Annotated in this window: 1 protein-coding gene; it reads right to left on the bottom strand. The window is 49.6% G+C overall.

Annotation, left to right across the window (positions count from 1 at the left end; genetic code table 11):
- Positions 1–113: 113 nt before the first annotated feature.
- Entirely contained in the window at positions 114–14,474 is a 14,361-nt protein-coding gene (locus G7Y43_RS04480; RefSeq protein ID WP_165044523.1) for an InlB B-repeat-containing protein, read from the bottom strand.
- Positions 14,475–14,476: the final 2 nt, after the last annotated feature.

Raw genomic sequence — 14,476 nt, 5'->3', positions numbered from 1 at the left:
TAGTCTTTATTTCAATCTATTCCGCAATTTGTAGCTTCTTTAATAAGCAATAATGCTGAATTTCCTACCGTACGAAACAGGCGACCCCTGGTTGAGAGGCCGCCTGCTTACCACTAACGCACGATGAACGTGTAGAATACGTCGTCGTCGTTTTTGCTGGTGCCGGTGATGGAGAATCGCACGCGATAGGTTCCTTTGGCGGCAGGGATTGCAACGTTGGCTGTGGCGGTGGCCAGCTGAGGATCGCCTGCAGAACCAGATGACACTGTGGTCGGCGATATAGTTTGCGAAGACGAGCCTTCGATCGCCTGGAAATTCCCCAGAAGGGTGCTTTGCTTTTCCACAGTCACAGTAATTGTGGAACCGGCGTTTGTGGTGCAGTCGAATGCCACCAAATGATCCGGATTCGTCGAATCCAATACACGACTGCTCTGCTGCGGATAAGTCACCTTAAGCATTGGCTGTGCGGCGGTAGGCACGGTAAGGGCGCTCTGGACTTCGTTGCTGCACACGTCGCGCATTATATTGAGCGTTGTGTGTGTCGCACCAGCTGCCGCACCCGGCGTGTTGGTTCCCGCACCTGCTCCGCCCGGCGCGCCAGATCCTGCATCCGTTGCACTTTGCGCTTTGCCTGCGCAGAGTTTCCATGTGATGTTGTATGAGCCTTCGGGCAGTCCGACGAAGGAGAAGGAGTGACTTCCTGCCGCAACGCTTTCATAAGTACCTAGCTCGAACGCCACGGTATTGCCATTTACCCAAGTGCCTTTGATATCGGTGCCCGCAGAATTCAGGGTTGCTGTCGCATCGAAGGGAACCGCGAACGCTGAAGTACCCGCAGTGTCACCCGTCTTGCTCAATGTACCGACCAAATACACCTTCGAACCCTTGAGACGTTCTTCACCCGCAGGCGCAGTATTCACCGTAACGGAGGTATCGATTGCCGTAATCGCGCCAGGGGTCACCGAGGTTACCGTGTAGCTCACTGGGTCACCCATCTTATATGGATCAGCGTTCTCAGCCGGAATCAGCGAGAAGGTTACCGAACCGCCCGCCGGGCTAGCATTCGAACCAAGCTCACCGAAGTCGGCACTGAGCAGGAATTTTTCACTTTTCCCTAACGCGCGGTCAGTAAGCACAGGCGGGGTTGTCTCTGTGGTTCCCATCTTGGTGAAGTCCGAGAACTTAACGGTTGTCGTGCCGCCAGAAGGAACCAAGTAGTGGTAATACGCGTTTGGTGCAGCCTTGGTATTGGGATCAGTATTTTCCTCGGCAAGCACCGTGAGGGTAAGATCGGTGCCAGCAGGCAGGGGCTTTTCAAACGTAACCTGATAGTCGCGCCCAGTTACATTTGCGCCATCGCTTACCAGCTGTGCCGTCCATGCGCCGCGTTGCGAAACCGAAACTTGTTTGTCCGTGTAGCCGCTTTTGAAGCTCGTAAACACCCTGCCGCTCTTGATAAGCGCCGTCCCTGTCGGGTTCACCCAAGCATGCACGGTGAGCGTCTTTGTGCCATCAGAATCAGCGGCACTCATGTCCTGGGATGCGGTATTCGCCGAGAGCTTCGTCTTACCATACAATCCGCTCGGCACGGCCTCAGTATCGAGCAAGCCAAGACGCGTCGTGCCATCCTCGTTTGAAATATACCAGCAATTGAATTTATCCTTGTCATCACCCGTCGGGTCTGCCGGTATACCATTAGGAGGATCAACGGGCTCGGCTGCACCATCAGTTTGAGTACGCAGCACAGTGGGTAGTCCGTTCAAGTCGAGGTCCAAGCTGCCCGTGTCGTAGGCGACACGGTAATGGTCCTGCACCAAGTTGCCAGTAATCTGCGGGTTGCTTTCCGTCTTCACAAACGTGAAAGTGCTGTTCTGAGCTCCACACGCACCGATGGTGGCCGCCGTAACGTTACCGCCATTAATGGTAACCGTGGAAGCAGTGCTTGGAGTAATTGCACCGTCGGCTCCCGTAGTCGCAGCGCTGCCACCATTGCTGCCTAAGTTTTTGGTTCCGCAGTTTGCCGTCACATTGTTCAAGGTCATATTGCCCTTGACCACCACATCGGCATTGCCAGTAAGCTTGCCACCTGTTTGTTCATAGTTGCCTTCACCAGTCAGACCCGCCTCATACGTCACGCCATAGTTGGCTGCGGCGTCTGTATTCGCGTTCTCAACGGTGAGCGTCTGGCCCGCCGCAACCGTAGTCGCACCAGTCACCTTAAGGTTGCCATCCAAAACCACCTTCGCATCATCGTTGATGGTCAGCGTCCCCACGGTCACGTTTTTCGACGTGCTACCCACGGGTTGCGCCGGTTGCTGCACCGTGATCGTCTTGTCCTCGCCAAGGCTGGTCACCGTTAAAGACGGAGGTGTATCAGGAAGTTGCTTTTCCTCCAGCAGCAGGTAGCTCAAGCCTGCATGATTATGCGTTACTGCATCTTGTGTTGCACCACCAACAGCAATGGGGGTTTGCGTTACGCCCTCTGCATTAATAGCGATACTGCCATTACCTACCTCGACCACTTGGACACCATTGATTGTTACATCAGAGACGGCATCTTGGATCACCATCTGACCTGTAAACAATTCTTTAGTCGAACCATTACCCGTAAAACTTGCCTGCAACGTTGTATTCGAAACGGTAGTTGTGCACCCATCAGTACCAATCATAGCTCTATCGGTCAGCTGGCTCTGGTATTCCTGATAGACCTTACAGTTGATAAACTCTAGACTCTTTTGTGCATGAATTGGCTCTTTTATCGGATTATCACTCGTGCCAATGCTTGGGCAATTCTGCAGCGTTACCGCAACGCCATCTATTGCACGCGCACCATGGTTGCTGCTGGTGGCATCTTGACAAAGCTGCGTATTATCCATAGTCACACTAGGTACGCTGGTACCACCAATCCACGCACCTTTGTATTGCCCACTCGCGCTCGTTGCTTCCTTCACAGTTATTCGGCTGTTTGCTATTGACACATTGCCGTACGAGTTTGTTTCTCCGGGAGACACTTGATTCCCAGATCCGATACCCGAAGAAATCGACGGAGCATTCAAATCCATCGACACATCGACCTTCTCCAAGGTGATAGCGCCGTTTGCAGGATTATCGCTCGTGGTACCAATTGCAGCTCGGTTTGGCACCGGCGCAAGCTTGATGGTCTTGTTTTGCGAGGCATCGCTTGCATTATAACCCCCCGTCAACGTTAGGTTCGTACCTGCGGGAACGAGGATGTTCTTTGCTTTGATGTTGCCTTCTTGCGTCAGATTCACCTTGGTAGAAACAATTTGTCCGCTTGCATCTTTGTTTATCAGCTCAATGGAATCGCTGCTCGCAATGTTCAGGTTACCAAGGGTAATCGTACGTGGCTCGTTCGCATCCTGGCTCCCTGATTGCACCGGGATATCCTTACGATTCAGCAGATCTCCGTTCAACTTGAGCACATTGTTAGTCGAATGGGAATCTGCGTTATCGTTCGCGTCTTGCAGAATTCGATAGTTACCTGGCCAAGTGACCATTTCGGTACCGTAAGCTTGATTCGCCACTTGCTTGAATCCGTCTGGGAACAACTCGATGGTACCGTTATCCAGGTAAAGATCCATCGTGTTGCTATAGCTGATAGTCACTTCACTTGCTGGCATAGTAAAGACATAGCTGCCGTTCTGCTCTGCGGCACACGTATCCAGACGATGCGCTTTCGCGTCCCCCTTCTCGTTTTCGGCATACGTTAGCGTGATGTACTCCGCTGGCTGATTGGCGTTCGGAGTAAAAGTAACTTGGGAGTGATAATTCACCTGGGCTTCAGAGGCATTATTCTCGAATGCCACCGTTGGAGCCACTGCGTCATTTGCACCTGCACTGTAAGCAACGGTCCATGCGTTATTTGGCAGGGTGTTATCTTTCTTGAGCTTGTATTCCTTAGCTACATAGTCGGCCTGCACCGTAACTTTACCGTCTTTTAGTTCTTTCTTCTTCGCCGTGCTATCTGAACCAAAAACATCCTCCAGCGACAGAATCTTTATCGAGGACGCCGTGCTAGATCCACCGGAATCGCTATCTCCGTAGCTCCATATTGTCGTCTGCGTATCACTTTCTAGTGTGTGTTCTTTCAGATCATAGCCCTCCAGCGACAAAGTGTCTTCCTTTGATAACAGACTTGAACCATATGCTTGATTTTCTGTGCAGGAATATGCATTAGCATCCGTTGCCTGCGTAAAGACATGGTTAGTCTGAGGCTGAATCAACTTCAGTTTATTCTTTGCCTCTGGCAGATTTGCTTGATATTCCACGTTGTAGAGGGAAGGTGTCAATTTCACCGTGACCTTGTCCGTCAACTTCTGTTGCGCCAGTGTATTTGGATCACCTTTTGTAAAAGCATACGAGATATCGAAAGTGTATTGTGATTCTTGGGTCATTACCTTGGAATGATGCAACGTCAGAGTGATATTCCAGCCCTTTCCGATATGCTGATACTCAGAACTGCCAGACCCAGTCCTTTGTCCGAGCTTGTATGGCCCACCTCTCGCCAAATCAACCTCATAGGAAGTGCCGCCCTTTTCCAGTTTCAGCGTAATGGCAACCGTGTCGTTTGCTGTATGCGGAGCGTTGCTGGCATCTGTCCAATTCACATCGTATTGGTGCTCCTCCATATCCTCCTTACTAACCAGCTTCAAAGTGCTCGAGCTTTCCGAGCTAGCCGGATTGGTAAGCATATAGCTCAGTTCGCCTTCTTGCATACTGCCAGGTAAGGTATAAGATGCGGTAGATACTCCGATGCTGGCGGGATTAGAGTTCGCATTCAGTTCCTGCTTGATACTCTGCTGGGCAACATAGGCGGTATAGACGTTGATATCGTACTTGTTGTTAGCACTTTGGTTTGTTTTCCACGTATCAATGTTGTTAGTGTAATTATTATTTGTGTACTCCCGTGCTGAATCAACGATAGTGGAATCCACATACCAGCCTGCTAAAGCATAACCACCATCTGAAGCGGTTAGCTTTGAATAGCTGCTTCTCGGATCCCTCTTATAACCCGATTCTAATTCGTCGTAAGGATAGTCCTCGTATGTGTTCCAGGGAGAAGAATACATAACCTTGCTCTGAGTTACACCATTACCGTCCACGTATTCTTCGATGAACACCAAGGAGCGTTCACGGTATACACTATACAAATCAATTTCACTGCCCGTAGGATAGTCAGGCACCGTGAAGTTCGTAAGATTTTTGCTTGCCGTAGCACCTTCTACATCCTTGCGATACTTTTCATCATCAGGAAGGAAGAATATGTCACCCTTGTCGAACATAGTGCCACTATTCAACATGTTAGTGACTGCACTTGCATACTTAAGATAAATACTGTTTTCGCTAGTTTTCGTGCTGTCGCCTGGATCGAGCGCTGCGAAGGTCGCGCCAAGCATGAAACGCTTAGTATCATCTGTAATGTTCGTGACGCTCGGGTTATGGGCATGCCACTGTGTCTTATCTGGCCAAGTACTATCAGGACCAATGGCTTCGCCCACCGTGACATTACTAATAGCCGCATTGCTAGGATTAGGTGTATTAAATGCAGACTCGTACCCATCGGTAGTACCATCCGCTTTTTTGTAATTCTCGTCTTTGACGTGAAGGTTTAGAGTATAGGTGTTCGGCGTCCAGTCTGCCACCAAGTTGAGATTGTTAAAACGGGGAGCGCACCCATAGTGGACGGTAGGAGAGGTTTTGTCGCCTTCTTCTTTCCAGCCGTTGAAGGTGTAACCCTTTCGCGCGAGTGTTTTGCGATAGTCGTTGGTCACGAAATCGCTATTATTTTTGAAGTAACCACTCGTTGTACTGTGCACAGAATACGTAGTGCCGTCAGCGCTTTGCGCCACGCCAAGCTTGTCATAGTTGGTTGAGCCTGAACCATCCACAGAGTACCCCGCAAGTGGATCCCCATATTTCGGCTTATGTTTGTTGTCTACGAACCCAGAGCCCTTCCACACACCGCCATTCAGATCATACGTGACCTCCACCGGGCTATAGGACGCATACAACGTCAACGCAGGCTCTGTGTTGGAGCCTTCGACATATTTCTTAGTAACATCAAGCTTGTCAATAATTAACTGATCCAGCTCGCTTTCACTGGTGACTTCGCAATCCTTGCCATTCTTCTCGCTATGATAGAACCAACCCTTAAAGACATACCCTTCGCGCCATGCAACAGGAAGTGCCTCGATATTTTCAGGGCCACCGCCAAGCAGTGTTATGCTGTCTTTATTCGGCAAAGTATCGTACACCCAGGTATAGTTCAGCTCATGCTTGGGATCTTGATTAGCGTCCGGAGCAGTAATATCTGCCGTCACCCAACGGGGTTCGTCATCAGAAAGCTGGCTTTCTTCAAGCGTTTTTGCACTGAACTGCACCACATAGGTGTTCGGTGTCCACTTGGCATACAGCGTAGTAGTCTGATTGTCATGCAAAACCTTGAGTGTTGTCGTGGAATTAACTTTCGTTCCCTCAGTACACCCCTTATCCGTGTACCAACCACCAAAAGTATAGCCTGGCGCAGTCGGATTGATCAGACCATCCCCGCCATCTGGCTCACCCGAAACCGCGAATTGCTCGATGTCGCCCAGTGTACTCGTGATGGGCTCGTAGACGGCTACCTGATTAGACGTGTTACCGCCAGTCAGGTCTTTCTCTAACGACAAATTGAATATCGCATCTTTCGGGCGACCCTTATCTTTCTTGTTCTGATCCAGTGTAACCTTAATCTTCTCTACTTGGGTGCTCGTGACTTTCAGAACCAGCGACGTATTCCCGCCAGTTACATAAGCATCCGCCATTTCCGGCGTTACTATATCGGTATCGGTATGCTGAATGACACGGTTGTCATAAGAGACTTCCAGAACACCAAGCGTGTTGGTGGTATAGTTCTGCAAAAGAACGCCCTGGGCTGAAAGAATCGGGTCACCGTAGGCAACAGAAGCCTTCTGATTGAAGCGATACAGATTCTTGCCGTCCGTCCCCTCTTTAACAAGATTCATGGTCGCAGAATCGTACTCGCTTTCTTCTACTTCGATTTGAAGCTCGAACTCAACCTTAACCTTCTCCCACTTGGCTCCCAGATAAATGGTACTGGAATTGGTTTTGTCGATTTTGTCAACTTCTGTATCGTTCTTAAACTTCTGTGTTTGAGGATCATACTCATACCAACCAAGGAACTTGTAACCACTGCAGGAAGCGTCTTTGGTGTAGTAGTATTTATCTTCATCGCTTGCGCCGCTTGCAACGACCGTGTAATAAGGTAAACCTGATGCCTGGTCAAGATTGGGATTGCTTACTTTATCCACATCGTCTTGAAGCAGGACATCTTCTGGCTGAACGACGTAGTGAACGTCTACCATTTTCGTGCCGTACACGTTTTTCTTAAGCCCTAACGGGTCATTCGCAGTATCAATGTAGCTGGAGTTGCATTCGCCCTCGCCGATAGCACCATAAGCATCGGTGGTATAGAGATAGGCACGATTGCCGTCAGCATTTGCAACTTCAATTCTGCCCGACTCACCCTTTGGCACATTGGCACACGCGTAAGCGGCATAGACTACTGAGCCATTCTGGATAGTAAGGTTCTTGGCAGACAGCTGATTGACCACGTTCACGGCAACTTTATCATGCACCCTGTCATCGCCGATATATGTATTGTTGCACGTTGCCCCAGTAGCCCCGTCGATGGTTATGTCACCACAGTGGGCTATCATGTTGTGCGCCTGAATGGCGGTGCTGGCGCCAGAAACGTTTATTATGCCGTAAGGCATGAGTATGGAGCCGCCCTTTTCAGATGCGCTTAATTCATTGATCGCGCCACCGGTTACCTTTAGCGTTCCGCTGTAATCGGCAGCCGAAGTTCCATGTGTACTTGCCTCAGTCTCAAGAGCTGTCTGTTGTTCTTTTGTGATACCAAGAACAGCACCCTCGCCCAAGTTTACCGTGCCGCCACTGACGTTGATGCCCGTACGAATGCCACCGAGATATGGAACCACATCACCTTCGGTGGCGCCTGCTGGACGAGCCACATTGACCGTGCCGCCCGTGATGTTGACCGTAGCGCCTACAGGGATCCTTTCGTAGGTGTAGATGTATTCCTCACCTTTCCTGGGTACATACTGCGTGTAACCGTAGAGTTTGCCGGTAGTTCCGATAGCCGGGGCATTGACGGTACCGTCCTTAACGGTGATCTTGCCGTTCACGTCACCGGTGATGTATTCCTTGGCTGTTACCGTGCCGCCGTTGACCACCAGGCCGGGGCAGTTCTTCCCGTCGTAAATGTATTTTTCGGCAGCCATGGCATTCCGGAACTGGCCTTCTGTTTGGATTTGGAATTCATTTTCGCCATTGTAGAAGCCGGAGACGATAATCCCGCCCGCCTCCAGCGTCGCGCTGTCGTTCACCTGAATGTCCTCACACAACAGGTAGCCGGTTCCTGTCTGCCCGGCCTTGACCGTGCTTGTGTCGTCGGACTTGGTACTGTCACCAATTACCAGCTTATTCAGACGGGCGTGCTGCTCCAGAACCAGGGTCGCGTTGTTTGTGAGCTTTACTTCCTGCGGAAGACTTCCCGCACCCTGATACACCCGATAGGTTCTGCTATCATCCGGCACGCGAAGGGACAGATCCAGGGTGGCGTTATCTATGACCAGGCTATTCTTGATCCTCAAATAGAAAGGGCGGGCTGGATCTGTTTCGGTGGCACCGTTATCCATGACGGTGATCTTTGAATCGCCTTTTATGGTGACGTTCTTGCTTTGGTCACAGAAGGATCCCGGCCAGTCTCTCGATATCTTGAGGGTTATTTCGCATCCGTCAAAGATCACGGTTCCGGCATTATAGGCAAAATAGCTACGGTTATACCAGCCGCGATTTCCTGTTCCTACCTGCGACGATTTATATCTGCAGTTTATGTACTGTACGGTATTATCGCTTGATTCTTTGCTGTACCCCAACGCTCCAAGCAAACCCTGTTGTCTGCCGAGAATGGTCAGGTCCTGCAGGGTGATATTGCCCGCCTTACCAGTAAAATTGCCAATGGCAGCAATGTCGTGGCCGATCAGCGCATCTCCATTGTAGATCGGATAGATCGCATCCATATTCCTGTCGTTATTTTTCCCTTTGACCGCGAAGTCGGAACCCTGAGGAACATATATGCGACAGGTTCGTATGGCTCCATCCACCAGAAACTTGACTTTTGCCCCTACTTCCAGCTCGATGCCGCGAGAAGTGGGGGTTCCGTTCTGGTAAATCCGGCGCAGGGTTACCGTTCTTCCACCTGCGCTGTTGTCAAAGGCGTCATCTACCAGAATTCTATTAGTGGTTTGAATTATGTCATTATTGGACTTCCTGGGCGCAATCAACTGTTCCGACGCGAGGGCATTATTACCCGCATTGACAACAGTATCTATATCTTGATATTGCATATCCTCTTTTATGGATCCCTGATGGATCACCAGATTGCCTAGGTAGTGGAAGGTGGAATCCGTTCGCTCAGGCTCTGCGTTGGCCTCGGTACGAAAGCCGTCCTCCAAGAGGGTATAGGAAGCTTTATCCAAATCCAGTTCCACTTCATTCGCGGCAAAGATCTCCACGTCGGAATTGGGCATGGTGAAGCTGATTTGACCATTGACACTTCGATCGGGCAGGACACTGTGAATGAACCCGCTGCCGTCGATGTACCAGAAGACGGAATAATCCTTCGCCATAGTCGAATCCGCAAATGTCAGCACCACTATTTTTCCGGCAGTGACAGTTGCGGTGGGTGTTTCGCCTGCATCCTCCGTTTTCGTTATCGCTTCACCGTCGCAGGTAATGTTCGTAATCTGGGAAGCGCCCGCCTTGAAAATCAGGTCGTAGCTGCCTTTGACGGCGTACAATTTCATCTGGATTCGATCGTATGCGCTTTTTTCTCCATCAAGCGCACTGCTGCCGTTTTGCGGTATGCCCGAACCGGATATTGAATCCACCTGCTTGCCGGTCAAACTGTCCCAAGTCCAGCTTCCGTTTCCGCCGCTTGTGTCAAGGACATGAGGAGCAGTAAAACTCAAGGAATTATTTGTCCATGTCTGCGCTGCAAAGGTTTCCTCCTGTTTCCAGGTGGTTTCAAAGCGCAGTGTATTCTGGTTCGCGGGCGTTCCGTTATTGTTGAACAGCGCCGAATCGAAGATATAGTTGATGTACACGTCGTGGTAGATTTTTGGTGTATCCACGATAGTGGCATTCTCCCCGATGGTGACGGTGCCCTTCGGCCGATTCATCTCTGTGGGCCCTTCCGCATCAGACACCCGTTTTTCAAATGCGCCGATCCTGTCCGCCGTCACCGTGCCGCCCTGGATGTCGGTACGCTTCCAGCGGATGGTCTTATCCTTTAAGGTTGTTTTAAGATTGTAGGCGTTGCCCACTGTGGTGGCGGTAATGCTGCCGCCGGTGACCGTCAGGTCGCCCTTGCTGCCAAAGGATCCGTTGCAGGTGATGGTTCCCCCGGAAACGGTAGTGTCGTTATAGAAGGTGATATTGCCCGCAGCGTAAATCTCAGCTCCGGAGATGTCAACGGAACGCCTTTGGCTGTAGTAATCGTTGCTGTTGCCTAGGACGATGCACTCGTTGTTCTTCAGACTGCTGGTTTTTACTGCGTCCTTCACAGCATCGATATTCACAGTTGGGCTTTCCACCAGGTCGCCCTTGGCATCGAAAAGCGGATTCATAAAGTGTGCAACTGGGTTGTCACTATCTGTTGCCTTCACCGTGGAATCGTATACTTTGTTATTTGCCTTATAGTGTCCCAGCAGGTAGATTTTGCCTCCGCTGAAAGTATAAGTATTCGGCTGCTCACTTTTGTGGTGGTATACAGTAAAGGGGTAGTTGTCAGAATTGCTTTGCGATCTCTGTGTCTGATTGTTCCCGACCGGATCATAGCTATATTCATGATTGTTTGGATCGTACTTCCAGAAGCCCACAGCCTGGTTGGTGATCTGGTTGGCAATGACCGTGCCACCCTTGATGCCACCGACACGACCGAGAACCAGCGTGTTGCAGATCAGGGTTCCGGCTTGCCAGGTGCGGTTGGAAATATCGCAGAAGGTTCCCTTGACAATAAGCAAATTATCCTGCGACTCATCCGTTATGCCTTTTTTCTCAGATGTATCTGAGTCAGCCCAGTGGTGGAAGTTCATCTCCAGATTACCATCGATGACTACTTTGCCGCCTTTTTCAAGGCGAATCGGGATGCTGCCCAGCCGTACATTTTCATGTATGCGCATATAAGAGTTGATCACTTTGACCGTCCGGCCAACACAGAGACTAAAAAGCTCTACCGTAGAGTTTGTAAAGGAAACCGCCTTGCCCGCGTCTGTCAGACAACCCGCATGCACGTTCTTACTTGGTGCCTTGATAACGGCGTTATTAACCACACCGCCCGTTTGATTGGCAAAGTAAAACAGATATTTGAAGTCGTTCGGCTTGTTCTCCTTGGTATATTCCTTTACCGAGATATCAAACACCGTATACTCGAAGTTACCGAAGGCGGTACCAAGCTTAACGGTGCCATTCTCGATGCCTTGTAGTTTCAGAGAATTAATGTAGTCAATGTTCGCCCGGAATTTATCCTGCATGATCGCACCGACCGTGTTATTTGCTCCCTTGAAATACAAGGTGGTGGCGTAGGTTTTCCTGTTGGTGTTATTGACGACAATGTTAGCGTAATCTGCTAGATTAACATTCTTGAGACCTGCCTCGACTTTTTCAGAGGTATAGTCAGTATGTGTCTTAATGGAACTCTCGCAGTCCACGTTGTCGATCAGGCTTCCGTTGGCATTGTTCACATAGACATCGCGCATTTCAAGGTTTACATCTTTAAAATACACGCCGTTTGTTAGGGTATTTACCAACGTCAACTGGTTTTTGGTGGCTTTATTTTTACTAGTAACACAAAACTTGTCCGTGAAATTCCACTGATAGAAATAGGCGCCTTCAGAAAGGGCGGTAGTTCCATCCTCCTTTGTGCCGGATAACATTTTGCTCTCATCCCGAGACAGCGGCGTCATGCCATCAATGAGGTCGGCATACCAGAAACCATTGACAGTACGACTGTTGTGATTCACGTTCTCTTCGAACGTAATGGGGCTTTTGGCGATGTCTACCCAGATCTCCTGTCCCTTGCCATATTTTGCCGTTACTTTGGCCGCAGGCATAGCGAACGTGTAGAGAAACTCTGAATTACCGGAGTTGTGCCCCTGTTCCTCCGGAAGGATCTTGTTGCCATGTTCGGTCGAGGCACTCGATTTAAAATCCCATAAGCTGAAATTCTGGGCGCTCGCCACTTTCGTAGTAAGTGTTACCGTGCTGCCTTGCTGCACTTGGATAGTGCCACCTGTTTGACTCTTTTCACCGATGGTTTTCATGGCACCATCTGAACCGGTATAGGTCAGACTCCATCCCTCTGGCATAGCATCTGGCAGCGTCAAACCGTAGCTCATCACACCCCAAACAGCGTTAATCGCAGGATTGTTCTTACGCAAGTCTTCTTGATACTCTGTCAGCTTCTTTCCGCCCGGTGTGAGCATACCCCCTTCGCCGTAGCAAAGAGTGGTTGCATCATTGATAGCACCCGTAGCGCTCGACCAACCGCTAAAGGTTTGCGCTTTGCCGTCTGGAGTCGTGTCCTGCAAAACAGGGAGAGTGCCTTCAGGCAAGTCTTTGAAAAATTCTTTTAAGTATGCGCTAATACTCTGGCCATAGGTTATTTTACTGCCAAACGTAATCTTTCGATCAGCCACAGTTACGCTTGGAGTATTGTTTAACTCCTCAAGCGTTATATAAGTTGTCCCACCATCAACTGAAATCTTAAGATTACCCTCATTCTCTACACTCGAGCCCAAGAATAGGGTGAGATCAAACTTGTCAGCCTCCCACTGAGCCTCCATAGTAACGACGGACTGTTCATTTTCAAGCTTACAATCCGCCATCACTACCTTGTAGGATATTTCCGTCCCACCAGTGTAAGAAAGAACCTTTTCGCCAGAACCACTGGTTATCTTCCATCCTTTGAACTGATAGCCAAAGCGAGAAGGAACAGGGAGAGTAATCAATTCATCGAGCTTGGAGACTATCGTTTTCTGTCGTTCGGGAAGATTTCCATCAGCATCCTTGTCATTTGTGTAAGAAGTTGGACCGAAACCAAGGTCCATCTTTACGGCAACTGCGCCTGGTTCCAACACTGCCAACAAGGTGATTTTGCCATTTACAGCAGTAATTGCTTTTACGGGGTTTTCGGAATCGCTTAACTTCCAGCCTTTAAGGTTATATCCAGGTTTCGGGGAATCCCCTGGAAGAGGAACAGTTGTGTCTGGCGTATAGGCAGTACGAGTGTGATAGCCTTGAATCGTTGCGTCAGTAAAGTCGGTAGAACTCGCAGAACTGAGTTTGGCACGATAAGCAACCGACCAGCTTTCTAGCGGTTCAACAGTCGCATCATCGGACATATAAGTGATCGCGTAGTCATTGTAATACGTAGTATTGTCGCTAGAAGCAATAGTGCCGATTCCATCAATCGAAACCTTCAAGGCACTGTCTGCTTCACACCCTACCGCCGTGACGTTGGAGAATGCATTGCTTCCACTGAGCGTGAGTGTTTTCTGAGTGTTTGTATCTGTACCCGTATAACCAAACAGCGACGCATTATTCACTCGGCCATTCGCCATAGAAAGCGCATCGGTTGCAGTGACCGCCTGATTATTCGCATCCACTGTCACGCCGTTCAATGACAGGCTCTTAGCAGAAATACCCTTGTTTGCCGTTACGGTTCCACCATTAAGGTTTACCGTTCCCTGACTTGCAAAGTCTCCAGAAACAGTGAGCGTACCGGCACCAGTATTAGCATCTGTTATCGTAAGCGCACTATTCTGACCCAGAGTAATGCTTCCTATCGCTAGATTTTCAGCAAGGATTATTTCTAGCTTGGCATTATCTCCTACCACCAGCGCACCCAAAGAAGAGGCAACATCAACAGTGATAACCGTCGTCTTATCGTTGTTTGGACCTACCGGCTTGATAGTCATAGTGCCGGCCATATTGAGAGATCTCAGAGAAATGGGGATATCCGCATCCAATGGGTTGGTTTTATTATTCCCCGCTACAGCATGGTTGCCGATGATGATGTTGCGCTCTGAGAGAGTGTTTTCCCCCGTAATGCAGTAGCTTCCACTACTGTTCGTAATTTCGCCATTAGCGTTTGTATAGTGCAAATAATTGTAAATTTCCAAGTCCCGGTTCTGGTAACCATTGAACATTACGTCAGTCTGACTCGAAGCCTCTCTCGTTAGCTCGCTGGCTATGGCGGCGGTGCCGGTTGGGCCGAGGCAGGTTAGGACTAGTAAAAGAGAGAGCACTATCGAGAGCACGCGCTCAAAGGTGGTGTTTCTTTTTTTGTTCGTTTCCCTTGCTATCATCG

It is taken from the genome of Adlercreutzia sp. ZJ138 (genome assembly GCF_011038935.1).
In the GTDB taxonomy this organism is placed as follows: domain Bacteria; phylum Actinomycetota; class Coriobacteriia; order Coriobacteriales; family Eggerthellaceae; genus ZJ141.
The sequence above is the reverse complement of the archived record's forward strand: the minus strand, read 5'-3'. Positions and strand labels throughout refer to the sequence as shown.